Source organism: Rhodococcus sp. NPDC060090 (assembly GCF_042729855.1).
Lineage (GTDB): Bacteria > Actinomycetota > Actinomycetes > Mycobacteriales > Mycobacteriaceae > Rhodococcus.
In genome coordinates this window covers 1-17,085 of record NZ_JBHWXB010000033.1, presented here as the reverse complement: position 1 = coordinate 17,085, position 17,085 = coordinate 1, and the positions used below count along the sequence as shown (strand labels likewise).

The following is a 17,085-nucleotide window of genomic DNA, read 5'->3' as shown; positions in this document are numbered from 1 at the left end:
CCGGAATCAGTCTTCTTCCCTGCCATTGTTCAATGATCAAGTAGCACGGCATCAATCACGCGCAGCGACACACCCTATTACCGAAGCATCTTTAGGCAGCCCGACGGCACCTGAGGAGGATCCATGCGGCGGTCGACACGAGGAGGCAGGCAGCGAGGATGATGACAAGATAGCCGCGCCAAGGCTCCGGACCGACAACAGCCTCGTTCGTGATCACGTCCCGAAAGACACATGTCGCCCCGGGCGGAAACAAGCCCCACGGATCGGTGATGGCAGCTCGGATTCGCTCCGCACGATCGGGTAATAGGTAGTCGAATTGCGAAGGGAAGCCGTAACGGTCGCGACACCACTGCGTCGCCAGCGTTGTCCTTCGGGTGAGATGGTCCCAGAGATAGAGCACGACGAGTAGGGCGCCCGACACGAGTGCGGTAAGGCCGAGAGCAGTCTTGACTCGGCGGGCGGTGGTGGTGTCGGTCATGAGGTGATGACTGCTCCTGTGTCGACATCTCAAGCGGCGGAGCTGCGCGGCCGACTTCACGCCGCGAGATAGCGTGCGAGCCCTTCCCTCCTGGCACCCACATGCCGCTCGAATAGGGAAGACGGCGCGATGGACTCTTACGACGGGTCATCGCCATCGAGGAGCTGACACGACGGATGCCGACAGCCGGCGCGCCACTGTCGGCAGCGACGCTGGGCACCTGCCTCGTCCTCGAAGGGGTTCTACTGCGCAGCAGCAACGGTGGTTGCCCCACCTGGCAACAGCCGCGGAGATCATGACCATCTGCATGACCGGACCGGACTCGCACCTTCTCGGAATGGAAACCACCGCGCACCGCGAGGGAACCGACTGGATGAACTCACCGGCCTCACGGGCGGTGAAGAGGGTAAGTCCCCCGGCATGGTGGGAATCCGGTGAGGACATCCGGGCAGGTCCAAGACGTGTCGGGTCGCTCCCGCGATGCGGGTGGGCCATCGCGTAGTGATCAACGAGTTACCGCTCACAGTGACTCACAGATAGCAGCCACGCGATGACCCACGACCATTCTGCCCTGCTCGCCCAACTCGACGCACTCAGACAGATGGCGCCCATCGGCGATCACCGATTCGACGCACCGTGGCCGGGAGGTCTCGGAAGCGCTCATACCTCGCCGTTGAGGGTCAGCACGACCAGCGGCATGGGCCGATCGATCTTGGACTGGAAGTCCGCCAACAGGGAATTGTTGGACAGCACCCAGGCCGCGAACTCGTCGTAGTCCGCGCCCTCGAGCACCTTGCCGGTCGCCCGGTAGGTCTTGTCCCGGAGCTCGATCGTGACCTGCGCATTCGCCTTGAGGTTGTACCACCAGGCCGGGTATTTGTCCTCGATGAACGAGCTCACATACATGGTGTCGTCCCGGTACAGAGGCCCCAGCGGAGTTGTATGCCGCTTGCCGCTCTTGGCTCCCGTGGTGGTGAGCAGGATGAGATCCCCGCCGGCGTAAGCACCGCCCACCTTGCCCGAGTTCTCCCTGAACTCCTTGATCACATCATCGTTCCAGTTGGCGATGCTGCCCTCCTGGTCCCAAGCCTGGTTCCACGGCGCATCGGGGTCGTTGTAGTCGGTGATGTCGGCCTGATCGGGCTGTCCTGCAGTCGAGTAGGTTTCGCTCATGATCCGAGTGTGACGCGAATATAGGACAGCTACCGTCCTAAATACGGAGCCCGATCTCGTCGTCTCTTCCCGCGCATCTCCCGCGTCCGCCGGCGCGTGTTCCGCACGTCCGTCATCGACCGATACCTCGACACGACCCCCGCCGCACCGCGGGAAGGCCGCTCGACGCTGATCACCACCGGGCCACCCCGGCACCGAAAAATCCACCCTGCTCAACCAGCAGATCACGGACTACAGAGGTCTCGACGCTGACGACGTCAAAGACCATCTGATCCATCAAGCCCTCGCCGACGGGATCTACGGCGACCTCCTCGATCACGTCCTCGCCGACGGCCACCCGATCGCGCCACGCGAGCTCGCTGCGCTGGTGCATCACGAGTCGACCGCACCGATCGATGCCATCCGCCCGGATCAGCACCGACCGGCAGGAAAACGTGCTCATCGAAGGCACCTTGCGCTGGCCCGACCATGGGCGTCGGCTGCCGGCCGAACTCACCGCCGCCGACTACACGAGTGTGCGAGTCATCGGGGTCGAGGTGCCGCGCGCACTCGCCAACGAACAAGCCGTGCAGCGATGGTCGACACTGCACGAGCAATGAAAATCCGGCACCGACGATCTCGGGGGCCGCTACACCCACCCGCAGCCATCGACTCCTGCAATACCGACGAACGCACACGGTCGATTTGCGCCGACAACGCCGCCGCGCTCACACACGACCCCGCTGCGGACAGCCTCGACATCGTCGTCACCCCTACCAACGCAACGACGGCCGCCTAACCCGCTCGAGATCACCTGACCGATCGACGCTTCCCACAACCGCGCACCTACGGGAAGATCACGGCAATAACAATGTGCTCTGGCAGTATCCGGAGAATGCAACGCGCAGGGTCGACGAGCCGCGCGCCTTCACGTCGGCCCCTCATCGACCTGTACGTCGTCGACGGCGTCGTCTACACCGACAGCCCCGCCCTGTTCCCCGCCGCCGCTTGGTTCCTTCTCGGTGCCCTCACCGCCGCGGCGGTATTATCTTGGGCGCTGCTTCACGCCCGTTGGCGACTCGAACACACGCACCGGCGGGCATGGCCGCTCCCCGTAGTCCTCGCGACCGTCGGCGGACTATTCGGCGGCGCAACATCACTCATCGGTACTCTCGTCGAGCCCCGGCCCCGGTGGGTGGTCGAAACCGAACCGCGTAACCCCGCGGACCCCTATCCACCGCTCGACGCGGCACATCTCGACCTCACCCCCACCATCGTGATCTTCCCTGTTCTCGACGCCGGCATCGGCCTCGTGGTCGCCGCCGCGCTCCTGCTCGCAGGACTACGCCTGGACCGCACCGACAGCTCCACCGAGGAAGCATCCTGACTGCGAGAACGAGGGGTCCACGTGCGCGGCCCCGATACAGTGCAGTCCACCAACGACACAGGAAAGCCGGCCGATGAGGAATGCGGTTCTTCTGGCGTTTCCCACCTCGTGGGGCGCCGCGGACCGTGGTAGCGAGAGAAGCGCGCGATGAGATGGCTCGGCCAGTGGATCCAGATCCACAACGCTGACGACCAGACCGCGGACTGGATGGCGAAGGCCCGCACCCCCGCGGCAAGGGCCCGCATCCGGCGCTGGTCCCGCGTGGAGACGATCGGTGTATTCGTGGCACTCGGCGGCCTTGCAGCGACATTCGTCGCCCCGATTGTGACCCTGGCACTGACCGTCTGGATGGTGGCGAGCTTCCGACTTATGTTCATGGGAGCGGTCCGTGGTCGGGACTGTCACCTGCGACGGCCGACCCACCGCCGGTGCACTGGTCGCGCTCGGCGAGGCGATGGGCAAGCAGGTCGACTCTACCCACTGCGACGACCGCGGCTGCTACTCCTTCCAGCTGCCGCCGACCGGTCGCTACGTATTGATCGCCTACGACACTCGCACCGGTCACGCCCACGCCCACAAGGTGTCGTTGACCATGGAGTCCGAGGTCGTGGACATCGACATCCCGGTCGGTAGCACCCAACCTGCGAGCTGATCGCTGTGGCCCCGAGACAGCCGAGAGGGTCGCCTGGGACACCCGCAGCTCACGCAGGAGGACACCTGACCGCAGACTGGAACTCATCGCCCACAGGTGGGACCGGCGGGCAACGACGGCGGGCGAATTCCCGGTGGGTCCACTGGGAGTCAGCGACCGGAGCGTGTCCGCCGGACACGTTGCCGGCATAGCCGATCGCTGCTCGAACTCGATAGGACAGATCCGACCGAGAGCGGAATGCCTCCTTCGTGTATTCAAGCGCGTGATCCAACGGAAGACTTCGGCACGCGCCTCACCTGCCCCGCTCCAGCGCCTCCGACCCTGCAGGGTCTCCCGTTTCAATGGCGCGTTCCACAATTCAGCAGCCACGTTGTCCGCCGACGTACCAACCGCGCCCCGCGACCTGGTGACACCCCACTCTCGACACACGGGCGACGAAGTCCTGCAAGAGATATCGAGCGCCGTTGTCAGAGTCAAATATTGCGCCGTCGAGAACCGCGACACCGCGGGCGCGGACAGCAGTCTCGTCACATCCGAGTTCATACCCGATCTCGCTCCAGATGTGACTCCACACCCTTGCGGGCGTGCAGGTTGAGGAGGTTCAACTCCTCGAGCACCTCGTCAGTGTGCTGGCCGAGATCCGGGGGCGCGAGACGCGCAGTCGACGATTCACCATCGATATGCCAGGGAGATCCTGGGGATTTCAGTTCACCGAGCCTGGGATGCGTCGAGTTCAGAATTATGCCCCGAGCCGCCAGGTCCGGGTCGGTCAGGACTTCGCCGAGATCTCTGATCGCGCCAGCGGGAACACCTGCCGAGTGGAAGGCGTCGAGCAGATTTCGGGTCTTCTCGAGCGTGAGTCTCGATTCGAGTTCGGCCCGGAGTTCGACGCTGTTGGTGACGCGGTCACTGTTGGTCTTGAAGCGCGCGTCATACGCCAACTCGGGCACGGCAATGACGTGACAAAGCTGCTCCCACTGTCGATCGTTGCCCACCGAGATGTTCACCTGCCCGTCTGCCGTATCGAATGTCCCGTAGGGAGCGAGTGTGGCGTGCTGGTTTCCGTTGCGCTGCGGTGGCTGTCCGGTGGCAAAGTACGAGCCGGCTTGGTACGTGAGCATGGAAACGAGAGCATCTTGCATCGCGATGTCGATGTAGGCGCCTTCGCTGGTCCGGTGCCGCCGGACCAGCGAGGCGAGGATGGAGTGGGCCGCGAACATCCCCGAGGCGATGTCTGCGATAGGAATCCCGCTCTTGGTCGGTGTCCCGTTCCGAGGGCCCGTCACGCTCATCCATCCGGAAGTGCCCTGCACAACCTGGTCGTACCCCGGGCGCTGGGATTGGTTACCGAACCCTGAGATCGAGCAGTACACGAGTCGAGGATTGAGTGTGCGCATCGCGTCCGGTCCCAGTCCCAGGCGATCTGCGGTGCCGGGCCGCCAGTTCTCCACGACGACGTCCGCAGATTCCACCAATTGAACTGCGATCTGTCGATCGTGCTCGGTCTTCAGGTCGAGCGCCACGCTGCGCTTATTCCGATTCACCGACAAGAAATAGGCGGCAGTATCCCCCACGAATGGTGGGCCCCACTGTCTCGAGTCGTCCCCGCTCCCTGCCCGTTCGACCTTGATCACGTCCGCGCCGAAATCTGCGAGCAGCAACGTGCAGTATGGACCGGACAGGGCCTGTGTGAAGTCCACAACGCGAATGCCCTCAAGGGGAAGAGTCGCCACGAACTGCTCCTGTTCTATTATTTGGCGCCACGTCCACGCCGGTCTTGGGGCCGGTAGCCGGGTCGGTCGCCGCGTGCCGCCGATTCAGCTCCCGGGCAGCGTGTCGATACGACGACGGGCGGGCGGGCAGCAGCCACTGCAGCAGGCGGGTGCCCGAGCCGACATTCACTCCGATCTCGTCGAGGATCTCGTCCACGTGCCGAAGAGAGAACGGAATGATGTTCGTGCCACGAGCTTGCTTGCCCTCGGTGCGCTCGATCATCCAGTCCAGCCGCGTACGGACGAACGCGCGGCGTTCCTCGACCGGCGGGATCGCCCCTCCCAGCATATGGTTGACGGTCCACAGCGCCGCTGCTTCGGCGCTGAGCGGGCTGAACAGCGAGGATCCGTATCCGACGAAGTACAGGTTGGCCACCTCGTTGGGCAGGATCTGCCGGTACAGCAGGAAGTTGCCGTCCTCGTCGAACAGATGCTCCTGCACCGCCGCCGACAGGAACGGCACTCGCTGCACGAACCCGGTCGCGCAGACAACCACATCCGCGGGCACCACCGTTCCGTCGTCGAGTTCGGCGACCGGCCGCCCGTCCTTCTCCCTCAAAACCGCGATGGATCTGCCTCGCCGCACCGAAATCGTGCCGGCCTCGACCTTCTCGTAGAAACCCTCGGTGGCGAGGCTGACCGCGTGACGCACGATGCGCTCGAACGATCCCTCCGGCACCAACCCAACCTGGTCGAGCCGTAATTGCCGACGCGCGACCCGCTCTACGGTACCGAGCAGCCCGTTACGGACGAACCGACCCGACCCGATCAGGAACCGCCCGAAACCGCGCTGTTCGATATGCTCGAACAGGCCCTCACTCAGACGAGTGAGCAGGATGTACTTGTAATTCACTATGTTTGCGAGCCTGCGGGGCATCTTCCAGGTGACCTCGCGGGCCACGACGGTGGTCGACGCCGCGACATCGCTCAGTGCCTCGGCAACGTCGCAGGACGACTTGCCGTACCCGATCACCAGCACATCGCGATCCGCCGCATCGGCGAGGTCGTGGAAGTCCGATGCCGCACAGAGCCGACCACCGGCCGCCTCGTACTCCGCCCGCCCCTCGTAGGGAGGAACGAACGGGTCGCAGAAGATGCCGTTGGCCACGACCAGGTAGTCGTACTCCCCGACGTCAGTCTCGCTCGAGTCGAGGTGTCGAGTGGTGACCCTCCACCGCTCGGACACCAGGTCCTGTTCCGCCGAAACCACTTCGGTGCCGAGACGCAGCAGGCGCCGGAGCTCGAAGCGCTCGACATAGTCGTCGAGATACCGCTGGACCTGCTCCCCGGTGGGCCACTCGGGGTATTCGTCCGGCATCGGGAAGTCCGAGAACGCGTACGTGCCCTTGTTGTTCTGGGTGGTGACACCGGGATACCGCCGCGTCACGCTCCACACTCCACCGACGTCCGGCGTTCGATCGTAGACGTGGACATCGAATCCGAACTCCGACAACAGTTTCGCCGAACACAGGCCGGCTATACCTGCACCGACCACTGCAACGCTTCGTCCCCGATCGGTCATACCTTGTTCGCCTCCGCAGTGTCTTCGGCGAGGAATGCACCGACCAACTGCTGGAAACGTGCGGCGTGCTCGATCTGCGTCCAGTGACCGCACTTGCCGAAGACATGCAGCTGCGAGTTCGGAATCAGGTCGAACATCGTCTGCGACGCGGCCACCGGCACAACCCTGTCCTCCCGACCGTGCAGAATGAGCACCTCGTGCTCGATCGCGGCCAGGTCAGCGTCCGGCACGATCTGCGCGTCCAGCCACCGCTGTCGGGGCTCAGGGAAGACCTGCTCGAAGGCCTCCTGCGCACCAGGCCGGGCCGTGGCGCGGTACCGCAGCTCGGCCAGCTCGTCGGTGACCAGGGACCGGTCGTAGGCCATGATGTCCATGATCTTCTTCATGTTCTCGACCGAGGGGGTGTATCCCCACAGCGCGTCGAGCTCGGGTGTGAAGTCGAACTGCACACCGCCCGCTCCCATCAGCACGATCCGGCCGAGCCGCTGCGGGTGCCGGACCGCCAGGTGCAGCGCGAGTCCCCCGCCGAACGAGTTGCCGACTACGTGCACCTGCGGGACGTCGAGTCCGTCGAGGAGAGCGATGATCTGGTCGATCCAGGTATCGAAGATTTCGAACCGAACCGGGTCCGGGAGGGTGGTGTACCCGAAACCGACGAGGTCGGGCGCGATCACCCGGCGCTGCTCGGCGAGCACCGGGATCAGGCCCCTCCAGTTGGCCCAGGCCGAGACACCGGCGCCGGAGCCGTGCAGGAGCAGCACCGGGATGCCGTCTCCCGACCCCACATCGTGGTAGTTGGTCTCGAACCCGCCGGTGCGGATGGTGTGCGCAACTTCGGGATTGGTGACTGTGTGCATCAGGACTCCTGGGAGGGGAAGACGGAGGCCACGGCGGCGAGAAGGTCGTCCTGCGGCCGTTCGGGTGAGGGGTAGGCCTGCTTGCTGTGTGACAAGCCGGTTTGCACGAGCATTTCGCACATCTTGTAGGCCACGACACCGGGATTGAGCACCGGCACGTCGAGGACGGTGGACAGGTGGGCGTGACTCTGATGCATGGTCGTCGAGCCCAGGATGATGACGTCGGCACCGTCCTCCGCGACCGCGGCCTTCGCCTCACGCTCGAGCGCCGCGAAGACGAACTCCTCCTTTCCTGCAAGCAGTTCGGCGGCGTCCGGGCGGACACCGATGTCGCGTACGGACGCCAGCCGTGAGGTGATGCCGTTCTCGCGAGCTGCCTTGTGGTACAGCTCGTGCCACTGCGGCCACATAGTGACGACCGAGAACTTCTTGCCGAGCAGGCAGGCCAGCAGCATGGTGGCCTGGCTCGGCGCGACGACCGGGATGGACAGTCGGGACCGGAGGGCGGCGAGCGCCGAATCGCTCATCGAGTTCACACACACCCCGACGTATCCCTGCTCTTCCGCGCGGCAGCCCGCGTCGAGCACGAAGGCGTCCGCGAGAGTTGTCTCGTAGGCACTGTCGAGGCTGCCACCGCCGTTGCGCGCCGAAACGAAGACGTTCTCGAATGCCGGGTGCACGAAGTCTCCGGAAAGCTGGGCGGCGAAAGCGTCCAGAGCCTCCGGCGGAACCGGGACAGGAACGATGTTCAGTACACGCTTCACAGGTCGAGTTCCTCTCGGGTACGGGTCAGGGTGTCCACGACGGCGAAGGCGATGGCGCGGGTCGCCATCATCACGTCGGTCACCGAGGCGACACCCATGCCGCCGAGACCCTCGTTGAGTTCGGCCGGGGCGCTTGCCGGGGGCCAGGGGTAACCGATTCGGGCACAGGGAATTCCGAGGCGGCGGATCAGGGTGCCGTCGGTCTGGCCGCCCAGCAGCGGGGTCGACTCGTAGGGTTTGCCTTCGACTTCCTCCCAACCGCGTCGGCAGCTCTGGATGATCCAGTTGTCGGGGTCGGTCATGCCGCCCGGCAGCGATCCGTACATCTCCCAGTCCAGTTCGATGTCGGGATGGCGTGTGCGCAATGCGCGGATCATCTCGGCGAACTGGTGGCGTACCTCGCCGGGCGTGGTGCGGGGGTTTACCCGGACGTCGAGGTAGATTTCGGTCGCCGCGGACGGGAAGGCCGGTTTGTCGGGGTTTCCGGAACGAACCGCCGAGATCCAGCCCTCCGGCAGCGTCGATCCGGAGGTGTTGCGTGCGGTGTATTCCGGGAGCCAGGCCTCGACCTCCTGGATGACAGTGGCCGCGGGCACGATCGAGGATCGGAAGCCCTCGGTGCCGCGGCTGATGCCCGCATACCCGAAGGTGCCGTGCACCGTCACCTTGAACCAGCACATCCCGGGTTCCTCCGGGTATACCGCCCACCAGGGCTTCAGCACGATCGCGTGATCGGGCATCATGCCGTGGGTGAGCAGGTGGAATACGCCGCTGCTCATGCCGACCTGGTCGCGGTTGCTCATGCTCACCGGCATCCCGCCGCCGGCGAAGCCGATGGCGAGGTCGCCGAGTAAAGGTAGGTCCGCGTCGACGACCGCGTGCAGCACCTCGGTCAGCCCTGCCACCATACATTTCGGGTTGGCGGCACCGAGCCCGATCACCAGGTCGCCGTCGACTTTGGCCTCGGGAATCATGTCGGGTCGCAACGACTTGCCGACCCACGGCACGTCGGTCTCGGGGTCGATGTGGGTGTCGATGGGCGCGTACAGGAGCAGCCGGCTTCCACCACCGACGCCGGGCAGCTCGCCGATCGCGTTGCCGGTGTGCTCGGAGATCGGCTGGTAGCGGGCGCCGATACCGACTTTCTCCTGCAGGTAGGTCGCCATGTATTCGGACGCGGGACGCTCCCGGCCGGTCGGGCTGTGGATGTCGATCAGGTCGACGAGCAGGTTTCGGAACCGGTGGGGATCGAGTTTCGCGCAGACCTTCTCGTACATCTCCCGCCGGGCGGGATCGAGCGTCGCGACGTCGGTAGGGATGAAGGTGTCAGTCACGGTCGGCCTCCTCGTGGACCTCGAAGCGGTGTGCCAGCCCGATGCGATCGGTCAGGCACGTCGCGATTCGGACCAGTCCCTGGTCGGCATGGTGTGGCGCGATGATCTGAATGCCGAGGGGTAAGCCCTCGGCCCCACGTCCGGCGGGCAAACCGACCGCGGGGCATCCGGCGATGCTGGCGAGCTTGTTGAATATCGGGTCCCCGGTGCCGGATTCGATCGGCGGGGCCTCGCCCGGCGCCGCGAGCGTGACCAGCACATCGACCTCGGCGAAGGCACGCCCGACGAACGTTCGGGCGTCCCGCAGTACCTGACGCGCCCACTGGATCTCGCTGGGAGCGGCGGCGCGCCCGTCATGGAGAAAGCGATGCAGCTGCTCGGAGACCCGCTCGACATGGGGACGGGCGATACGGTCGGCGAGAGAGGCGGACGCTTCGACGGCCATGATCAGGGTGTGCGCCCGATCCAGCGCGCCCATCTCGTCCGGGACCAGCACGTCCCGCACCTCGGCCACGACACCGCGCAGGTTCTCCGCGAACTCCTCGAGCAGTGCCGCCGCGGCCGGGGTGGCACGGTCCGCCCACGGCGGCCGAAGAATCCCCACCCGCAGGTCCCGCAGCGCGGGCACGACCGTGGCCGGTGGGGTGGCGGACCCGTCGGTCGAGAGCGACTCGTCCACCGCACCCAGCCATGCCGGGTGGCGGGCGAAGGCGCCGACCGTGTCGAAAGTCAGTGCGACGGGCAGGACTCCGTCGAACGGCCACCGACCGTAGGTCGGCTTCAGGGTGAACACACCACAGAACGAACCCGGACGCAGCACCGAGCCCGCGGTCTGGGTGCCGAGCGCGAGCGGCACCTGGCCGTCCGCGACCGCGGCCGCGGACCCGCTCGACGATCCGCCCGGAGTCCGGTGGAGTCCGTGCGGGTTGCGGGTCGAGGTGGGACGGTAGGTGGCGAACTCCGTAGTGGTCGTCTTGCCGAGGATCACCGCGCCGTCCCGCCGGAGCCGGCGGACCACCTCGGCGTCCTGCGTCGGCCGCCAACCGCTCCACAGGCTCGAGCCGTAACCGGTCGGCTGGTCGCCGGTCTCGATGATGTCCTTGAGCCCGAACGGGATACCGTGCAGCGGCGAACGTCGCTGCTGCGCATCCCGGGCCCGTGCCTGGTCGACGGCGAGCGTCGGGTCGAGGTGCGCCCATGCCCCGATCACCTGGTCGCGCTGCGTGATCCGGTCCAGGTAGTGCTCGATGGCAGACACGCTGGGGTGCTCGTCGGAGAGGATGCCGGCAATCGGAGAGACGGCGTCGGTATCGGTCGCGGTACTCATCCGGCCTTCTGCGGCTCGTGGCCCCACCGCGACGGCGAGCGGAAGGTCTTGACCTCCCAGGCGTCGGAGTCGATCGTGTCGCCTCCGTAGCCGATCTCGATCGCGAAGCCGGAGGGTGTGCGCATGTAGAACGAGGTGATGCCGTCGTTGGTGTGCCGGCCGAAGGTCATCTGCAGTGCGATACCCGCGCCGGTGACCAGATCGTAGGCGCGGCCGACGTCGTCGAGTGAGGCCACCTCGATCATCAGATGGTTGAAGTCGCCGCCGGTGAAGTTGAAGCATTCGTTCATCAATGCCAGGCTGTGGTGTCGCGGATTGCAGTGCAGGAACGTGGCATCCGCACCGTCCCAGACGATGTAGTCAGTGAGCTCGAAACCGAGAACCCGGGTGTAGAAGTCGACCGCGGCGGGGTAGTCCTTGCACATCAGGACCACGTGGCCGAGGCCGAGTTCACCGGTGACGAAGCCACTGATCACCCCTCCCCCGGCAAGCGGGGTGTGGTCGATGGTGGGGCCGAACACGACCTCGTTGGGGAAGCCGTCGGCGTCGGTGAACCGGAACGCCGCGACGGCCAGCCGGTCCTCCGGCGAGCCGGTCTCGATCCATTCGACGTCGATACCTTCGGCCGCGACCCGGTCCGCGACGTCGCGGAGGTCGTCGAGGCCGTCGACCTCCCAGGTGATGGTCCGGATCCGGTCCTGGTCTGCGGGGTACAGCGCGATGCGATGGTGATGGTCGTCGAGCCGGAGCAGCAGCGGATCGGTGTCGCTGATCCGGGGGCGTGCCTGCAGGCCGAGAAGCTCGACCAGGACCTGACGCCAGGTGTCGAGATCGGTGACATCGACACTCAGAGCGCCCAAGCGGGTGATGCTCATATCGTCCTCTGTTTCGAAGGGGCGCCGCGGGCGGGCGGCTAGCTGGGGAGGAACTGCTCGGCGTGAATGCGCTCGGCGGGCAGGCCGAGTTCGACCAGCCGGTCGTGCGCGGCGGCGAGCATCGCGGGAGGTCCGCACAGGTAGGCGGAGGTGCGCGGGTCGCGGACGTCGTCCTCGGTGAGGACGCTGACCGGGTTCCCGGTCAGGACCCCGTCGAGGGAGGTCGGCTCGTCGGTCACGACCCGGACGTCGAGGGTACGCATGAAGCTGCGGCGGGCATCGAGTTCGTCGAGGTGGAACAGGTCCGCCTCGCGGGCGCATCCGAACACCAGGCGGATCGGGTGGTCCTCGCGGGCGGTTTGCAGGTTCTCGAGTATGGACAGCATCGGCGCGAGTCCGGTGCCACCGGCGATCATCAGAGCGGGTCCCGGTTCCTCCGCGAGTCCGAATCCTCCACTGGGACCCTCGAGCTCGATCTGATCGCCGACGACGGCGACGTTACGGAGATAGTCCGACATCGTCCCGGACGGCAGGACCCGGATCGTGAAGGCGAGTTTCTTGCGGTCCCGCTCCCCCGATGCCATCGAGTACGAGCGCCATTCCTCGGTGCCCGGTACCCGCATCCGGACGTACTGGCCGGCGCGGAAGGCGAACCGGACGGATTTCGGCAGTTTGAGCACGAGCTCGACCACCGACTCGCCGAGCCAGGTGATCGCCCCGACCTTGGCGGTGGCGGTGACGAGCGGGTACTCGTCCAACATCGAGGCCGGGTAGTCGAGTTCGACCTCGCTGTCCGCGCACGCCACCGACTGGCACAGCAGTCGCTGTCCGTCGCGGATCTCGTCCTGCCGCAGGGAGAACACGCGATCGTGGGGCATCGCGAGGTCGCCGCGGACGACCTTGCCGACGCAGGTTCCGCAGGTTCCGACGGTGCACTGGCTGACCAGCCGGACCCCGGCGGCCGCCGCCGCGTCGAGGACCGTCGAACCGGCCGGCACGGTCACCGTTTTGGTGCCGTCGGCGAATGTCAGGTCTACCGTGTGGGCCACGCCCGCGTCAGATGCCGCCACCGCTTCGGTCGGGGTGATCGTCATGGCTCAGTCCTCGTCCAGGTACGGCGACTCGAAGAAGCCCCGCGGGTGGCGGGCCGCCATCTTGCGCCAGGCGATGATGGAATAGTCCATGTCGCAGAGCATCTCGTTGTTCCAGCCGTCGAAGCGGGTGTAGTGCTCCTCTGTGGCCTCACGAGCGAATACGTCGCTGTTGTTGAAGCCCTCCAGTGCCAGCGGCAGCATGAAGTTGTCGTACTTGAAGTTGAACTCCGCGATCTCCTCGTCGGTGCGGGCGCGGGTCGCGATGATCTCCCAGTACTCGTGGTGGTGGTCGTCGATCGGCACGTAGAACTCGTACTGGACGTGATCGGTGATCGGCCAGTGCTCCACCATCAGGACGCCGGGAACCCACAGCGAGGTGCGGAAGTAGTGCGGCACCGTGCCGCGGGCCTTCATGTTGACCTTGGGGTTGTCGAGGACCGGTTGGTACAGGTCGGGGCGGTCGTAGCGGTTCATCACACCCTTGGGACCGTCCTCGATGTCGATCTCCTCGGTCGCGGAGTCGGTGAGCGCGTTGACACCGAGGGGCAGGGCACGGTCGAGGGCGACGAGGATCTGGTTGTCCCAGTGCACCAACAGGTGGCCCGGGTCGAGGCCGTTCTCTGCGGCGAGGCGCCAGTTGCCGACCAGCTTGCGGTGGATCCCGCGGATCACGACACCCTCGTCGAGCAGGTGCGGCACCGGAGAATCGTTGGGGTCGTTGGTGACGGGCGCCGGAAGGTCGCTGGCCAGCGGCGGCGGAGTCCCGAAGTCCTCCTCACCCACGAACACGTAGATGATCCCGTTCGCTTCTTCCGCCGGATAGGTCCGGATGCCGACCTTCCCGATCAGTGAGTCGTCGGGATTGCCGACGATCGTCGTCAGGCTCCCATCCTCGAGTCCATAGGTAAAGCCGTGGTACCAGCAGGTGATCGTGCCCTCGGACAGGCACATCGGCTTCGCCGAAAGCTTCACGCCGCGGTGGATACACCGGTCGGATACCGCGTAGGCCTTGCCTGCGCTGCGGCGCAGCACGATGTCGTGCCCGCCGATCGTGACGCCTTTGACGGTGTCGTCCTCGAGTTCGCTGGACAGCAGGGCCGGATACCAGTGGTTGGCGAAGCCCCAGTCCGCCTGGACATACGGGGCGTACTGGCGGGTGACGCCCGCCGAGGAGCCGCTGTGCGAGATAGCAGTCATGAAATGACCTCCTTGGAAGTCGTGGGTGAGGGGGTCGGCCGCCGCCCTGTGGGCTGGGGCGAGACCGGGATGAGGACCCGAGAACCGGGTGATGTGAGAAGCGGGGGCGACATGCTGTGCCTGGAACCACAATATCGAAATTTGATTGATAGTCAATACAAATTCTACGAAATTTACATTGATGACTCGCGGGCCGGCTTGGTACCGTTGATCCGCGCGACGCATCCCGTCGCGGGGCGATCAGCCCGAACCGACCGCGGAAGACAGTGATGACCAGCGCAGAATCCGAGCCGACCAGCGACACCGCGCCCCTGCCCAGCGGCAGGCGCTGGCATCTCGCCGAGAACGCCTACGAAGACGCGCTGACATCTTTCGAGTTCGCGATCCTCCAGGCGGAGGGCGGATTCCAACGCTTCGCCATCCAGGCGATCCGGGCGGCCACCGAGCTCGACCTGGCGTTCAACGAGATCGTCGCGCTGCATGTCGTGCGAATGCAGGAGCGGTCCAAGGACACCGCGACGATCGCCCAACTGACCAACCGGGAGGACCTGCCGAACCTGCAGTACAACCTCCGCAAACTCGTCAGCCTCGACCTACTGGAACGACGCAAGGCCGGCACCTCCTCCGTCTTCACCGTCACCGAGAAGGGTCGTGCCGTCACCGACCGCTACGCCCAGCTGCGCCGCGAGACCCTGGTGTCCAATCTCGAGGAACTCAGCGACATCACCACGAAGATGCGGCACGCGTCGCGATCGATGCAGGTACTCACCGGCCTGTACGAGGCCGCGAGCCGCGAACTCGCCACCCTCAACACCGCCGTGCTGTTCGAGCCACTCGAGAACGGATCACGACCCCGCCGCTCGACGAAGCGCACTTCCGATTGACCATCCCACTCACCCACCTCCACACACCCCACGACTGAAGCCGCCCGACCTCGTGTCCGCTGGACGGGGTCAACCTCCCCAAACCCAAGCGCTCACAGAGGCGTCGGCTGACGTCCTTGAACTGTTCGAGGCCGCTGGCATGGACTACGGCCTCCTAAACGGTAGTTTGTTAATTCGGGAGGTAGAGGTGCAGGCCGTGGCCCGCCGCGACCGAGTTCATCAGAGCCTGCAACTGTGGCGGCGGGGGCGCCGTGGACCATGCCGGCCACCAGCGTCGCAACGCGATCCAGGGGAAAGCCAGGCGCGGATCGCGCGCAGCGCCCGCGGCCACGACGGCGCCACCGGGACGGCGGCGGCGGGGCGCGGCCCCCCTCTCTCCGCGGCCGGGTCCGGGCTGTGGTGCCGTGCCGTCCTGCGGCGGTTCCGTATCATACTGCCGCGGTGGATGATCGGCGAACCAGGCGGCCCAGCAGAAACTGAACGCGCAGTTGACCAGCACCTGATGGTGGCGGATCGCGACGTCGGAGCGGACCTGGAAGTCGGCCCAGCCCAGCTCGTCCTTGATCTGCTTGTAGCTCTGTTCGATCCAGTGCCGGATACCGTAGATCCGGGTGATCTCGGCCAGATCCGCCGCCGGGTACGGACTCTCGGCCTCGCGGGGGCCGCCGGGGCGGGGCAGGTCGGTGACCAGGTACCAGGTGGCCTTGTCCGGCAACGTTTCCGGATCGGTGGTGGCCACCACCAGTCGGCAGGTGCCATCCGGACCCCACCAGCCCAGGGTGGCGTCGGCGGCCCACCAGGTTTCGGTGTGCCCGTCGCGGAAGGTGCGGGTCACCGCCTGCCAGTCGCCCGGGTGGTCCGGGCCGTCCCAGGTCAGCGTCCGGGTCGCGTCGACCGGAGTGTGCGCGTCGGGGCCGTAGGCCCAGGTCCCCCGGTGCGGTTTGAGGGCCATCACGAACGGCAGTCCGGCGGCGGCGAGTTCGCCGCGGAACCCGTCCTGGTCCCCGTACGCGCAGTCGGCGACGACCGCGCGGAACACGAACCCCGCCTCCCGGGCCGCCGCCGCCAGGTCCGCGCCGATCGCCAGTTTGGTCCGAAAACCCGGATCGTTCTTTCCCTTCGGGAAGTGCTTCGACGGGGTGTACGCCGTCGCGTGCACCGGATAGTAGACCCGCTCGTCGGCCCACACCGTGGTGACGGTGACCACGCCGTTGTCGGTTTTGCCGTAGCGACCCAGCCACTGTCGGCCCACGTGTGCGGTTTTCACCCCGTCTTTGCGGTCCCCGCTGTCGTCGATCACCAACACCCCACCGTCGTGCGGTGTGGTCGCTGGATCGGCGAGCAGCAATTCCAGCCGCCTGGAATTGATTCGGTCGGCGTCCCAGCGGGATTCGGAGAGGAAGAACTGCAGCCGCTGCACCGCCGGGTGCTGCGCCCCGGTCACCGGTTCGGCTCCGGCCAGCGCGGTGAGCGTCTTGTTTCGGTCCCGCGGCGCCAGCAGCCCGGCCAGGTACTCCCGGAATCCCCGCCGCTGCGCCAGCCGGGTGAACAGGTCGTCGAACCGGGTCGCGTACTCCTCCAGCGGGCCGGGCGCTGCCGGGCAGGGCCGATGTCGGGTCATTACGCACCCCCAGATACCGCACGAGCACTACCTCCGGCATACCGCAGACCCGCCGAAGAGTCAACAAACTACCGTTAAAGATGTTTCGGTAATTGAGTGAGAACTGGTCATAAGGAAAGCCCGGTGTGATCGAGGAAGCCGTGACACAGATCGTAGTTCGACCCGATCC

At 66.0% G+C, this 17,085-nt stretch carries 17 protein-coding genes and 1 pseudogene; 4 read left to right on the top strand and 14 right to left on the bottom strand.

Annotated features, from left to right (window positions below; all coding sequences use genetic code 11):
* Positions 1–91: 91 nt before the first annotated feature.
* The 3 genes from ACFWCF_RS26065 to ACFWCF_RS26055 form a co-directional block, all read right to left on the bottom strand.
* Positions 92–478 carry a hypothetical protein gene (locus ACFWCF_RS26065; RefSeq protein WP_378567959.1) on the bottom strand — a complete coding sequence of 129 codons (387 nt, stop codon included), beginning with the start codon at positions 476–478 and terminating at the stop codon, positions 92–94.
* A gap of 660 nt (positions 479–1,138) precedes the next feature.
* Positions 1,139–1,651 carry a nitroreductase/quinone reductase family protein gene (locus ACFWCF_RS26060; protein ID WP_378567956.1) on the bottom strand — a complete coding sequence of 171 codons (513 nt, stop codon included), beginning with the start codon at positions 1,649–1,651 and terminating at the stop codon, positions 1,139–1,141.
* A 172-nt stretch (positions 1,652–1,823) separates the two neighbouring features.
* Positions 1,824–2,093: a hypothetical protein gene (locus tag ACFWCF_RS26055; RefSeq protein ID WP_378567953.1), complete on the bottom strand. Its 270-nt coding sequence runs from the start codon at positions 2,091–2,093 to the stop codon at positions 1,824–1,826.
* On the opposite strand from ACFWCF_RS26055, the gene ACFWCF_RS26050 reads away from it, so the two are divergent.
* The 3 genes from ACFWCF_RS26050 (at position 2,086) to ACFWCF_RS26040 (ending at position 3,669) form a co-directional block, all read left to right on the top strand.
* Positions 2,086–2,250, top strand: a complete 165-nt coding sequence (locus ACFWCF_RS26050; protein WP_378567950.1) for a hypothetical protein — start codon at positions 2,086–2,088, stop codon at positions 2,248–2,250. The genes ACFWCF_RS26055 and ACFWCF_RS26050 overlap by 8 nt on opposite strands.
* Positions 2,251–2,525: 275 nt before the next feature.
* Positions 2,526–3,017 carry a hypothetical protein gene (locus ACFWCF_RS26045; protein ID WP_378567948.1) on the top strand — a complete coding sequence of 164 codons (492 nt, stop codon included), beginning with the start codon at positions 2,526–2,528 and terminating at the stop codon, positions 3,015–3,017.
* Positions 3,018–3,405: 388 nt separating this feature from the next.
* A complete protein-coding gene (locus ACFWCF_RS26040) occupies positions 3,406–3,669 on the top strand; it encodes a carboxypeptidase-like regulatory domain-containing protein (RefSeq protein WP_378567945.1) in 264 nt (87 codons plus the stop codon).
* Positions 3,670–3,846: 177 nt separating this feature from the next.
* Here ACFWCF_RS26040 and ACFWCF_RS26035 read toward each other — a convergent pair.
* From ACFWCF_RS26035 to ACFWCF_RS25990, 10 genes and pseudogenes are all read right to left on the bottom strand, one after another.
* Positions 3,847–4,189 (bottom strand): annotated as a pseudogene (locus tag ACFWCF_RS26035) (integrase core domain-containing protein); the annotation flags it as partial.
* Positions 4,190–4,208: 19 nt separating this feature from the next.
* A complete protein-coding gene (locus ACFWCF_RS26030; RefSeq protein ID WP_378567942.1) occupies positions 4,209–5,402 on the bottom strand; it encodes a CaiB/BaiF CoA transferase family protein in 1,194 nt (397 codons plus the stop codon).
* Positions 5,383–6,963: a flavin-containing monooxygenase gene (locus ACFWCF_RS26025; protein WP_378567939.1), complete on the bottom strand. Its 1,581-nt coding sequence runs from the start codon at positions 6,961–6,963 to the stop codon at positions 5,383–5,385. The genes ACFWCF_RS26030 and ACFWCF_RS26025 overlap by 20 nt, the downstream gene beginning before the upstream one ends.
* A complete protein-coding gene (locus ACFWCF_RS26020) occupies positions 6,960–7,820 on the bottom strand; it encodes an alpha/beta fold hydrolase (RefSeq protein ID WP_378567936.1) in 861 nt (286 codons plus the stop codon). The genes ACFWCF_RS26025 and ACFWCF_RS26020 overlap by 4 nt, the downstream gene beginning before the upstream one ends.
* Entirely contained in the window at positions 7,820–8,584 is a 765-nt protein-coding gene (locus tag ACFWCF_RS26015; RefSeq protein WP_378567933.1) for an aspartate/glutamate racemase family protein, read from the bottom strand. Before ACFWCF_RS26015 ends, ACFWCF_RS26020 begins: the two co-directional genes overlap by 1 nt.
* Positions 8,581–9,918, bottom strand: coding sequence for a M20 family metallopeptidase (locus ACFWCF_RS26010; protein WP_378567930.1), 1,338 nt, complete (start codon positions 9,916–9,918; stop codon positions 8,581–8,583). Before ACFWCF_RS26010 ends, ACFWCF_RS26015 begins: the two co-directional genes overlap by 4 nt.
* Positions 9,911–11,245, bottom strand: a complete 1,335-nt coding sequence (locus ACFWCF_RS26005) for an amidase (RefSeq protein WP_378567927.1) — start codon at positions 11,243–11,245, stop codon at positions 9,911–9,913. Before ACFWCF_RS26005 ends, ACFWCF_RS26010 begins: the two co-directional genes overlap by 8 nt.
* Positions 11,242–12,120, bottom strand: a complete 879-nt coding sequence (locus ACFWCF_RS26000; RefSeq protein ID WP_378567924.1) for a VOC family protein — start codon at positions 12,118–12,120, stop codon at positions 11,242–11,244. Before ACFWCF_RS26000 ends, ACFWCF_RS26005 begins: the two co-directional genes overlap by 4 nt.
* 38 nt (positions 12,121–12,158) lie before the next feature.
* Positions 12,159–13,214, bottom strand: a complete 1,056-nt coding sequence (locus tag ACFWCF_RS25995; RefSeq protein WP_378567921.1) for an FAD-binding oxidoreductase — start codon at positions 13,212–13,214, stop codon at positions 12,159–12,161.
* 3 nt (positions 13,215–13,217) lie between these two features.
* Positions 13,218–14,411, bottom strand: coding sequence for a Rieske 2Fe-2S domain-containing protein (locus ACFWCF_RS25990; RefSeq protein ID WP_378567918.1), 1,194 nt, complete (start codon positions 14,409–14,411; stop codon positions 13,218–13,220).
* A gap of 269 nt (positions 14,412–14,680) precedes the next feature.
* Between ACFWCF_RS25990 and ACFWCF_RS25985 the strand changes: the two genes are divergently transcribed.
* Positions 14,681–15,295, top strand: a complete 615-nt coding sequence (locus tag ACFWCF_RS25985) for a MarR family transcriptional regulator (protein WP_378567915.1) — start codon at positions 14,681–14,683, stop codon at positions 15,293–15,295.
* Between the two features lie 169 nt (positions 15,296–15,464).
* Here the strand turns inward: ACFWCF_RS25985 and ACFWCF_RS25980 are convergent, their stop codons facing one another.
* Positions 15,465–16,916: an IS701 family transposase gene (locus ACFWCF_RS25980; protein WP_378567912.1), complete on the bottom strand. Its 1,452-nt coding sequence runs from the start codon at positions 16,914–16,916 to the stop codon at positions 15,465–15,467.
* Positions 16,917–17,085 lie beyond the last annotated feature (169 nt).

Coding starts and splice junctions, on each gene's coding strand:
- ACFWCF_RS26065 (WP_378567959.1), bottom strand. CDS start 478: ATGACCGACACCACCACCGCCCGCCGAGTCAAGACTGCTCTCGGCCTT.
- ACFWCF_RS26060 (WP_378567956.1), bottom strand. CDS start 1,651: ATGAGCGAAACCTACTCGACTGCAGGACAGCCCGATCAGGCCGACATC.
- ACFWCF_RS26055 (WP_378567953.1), bottom strand. CDS start 2,093: ATGAGCACGTTTTCCTGCCGGTCGGTGCTGATCCGGGCGGATGGCATC.
- ACFWCF_RS26045 (WP_378567948.1), top strand. CDS start 2,526: ATGCAACGCGCAGGGTCGACGAGCCGCGCGCCTTCACGTCGGCCCCTC.
- ACFWCF_RS26025 (WP_378567939.1), bottom strand. CDS start 6,963: ATGACCGATCGGGGACGAAGCGTTGCAGTGGTCGGTGCAGGTATAGCC.
- ACFWCF_RS26020 (WP_378567936.1), bottom strand. CDS start 7,820: ATGCACACAGTCACCAATCCCGAAGTTGCGCACACCATCCGCACCGGC.
- ACFWCF_RS26005 (WP_378567927.1), bottom strand. CDS start 11,245: ATGAGTACCGCGACCGATACCGACGCCGTCTCTCCGATTGCCGGCATC.
- ACFWCF_RS26000 (WP_378567924.1), bottom strand. CDS start 12,120: ATGAGCATCACCCGCTTGGGCGCTCTGAGTGTCGATGTCACCGATCTC.
- ACFWCF_RS25995 (WP_378567921.1), bottom strand. CDS start 13,214: ATGACGATCACCCCGACCGAAGCGGTGGCGGCATCTGACGCGGGCGTG.
- ACFWCF_RS25990 (WP_378567918.1), bottom strand. CDS start 14,411: ATGACTGCTATCTCGCACAGCGGCTCCTCGGCGGGCGTCACCCGCCAG.
- ACFWCF_RS25985 (WP_378567915.1), top strand. CDS start 14,681: ATGACCAGCGCAGAATCCGAGCCGACCAGCGACACCGCGCCCCTGCCC.
- ACFWCF_RS25980 (WP_378567912.1), bottom strand. CDS start 16,916: ATGACCCGACATCGGCCCTGCCCGGCAGCGCCCGGCCCGCTGGAGGAG.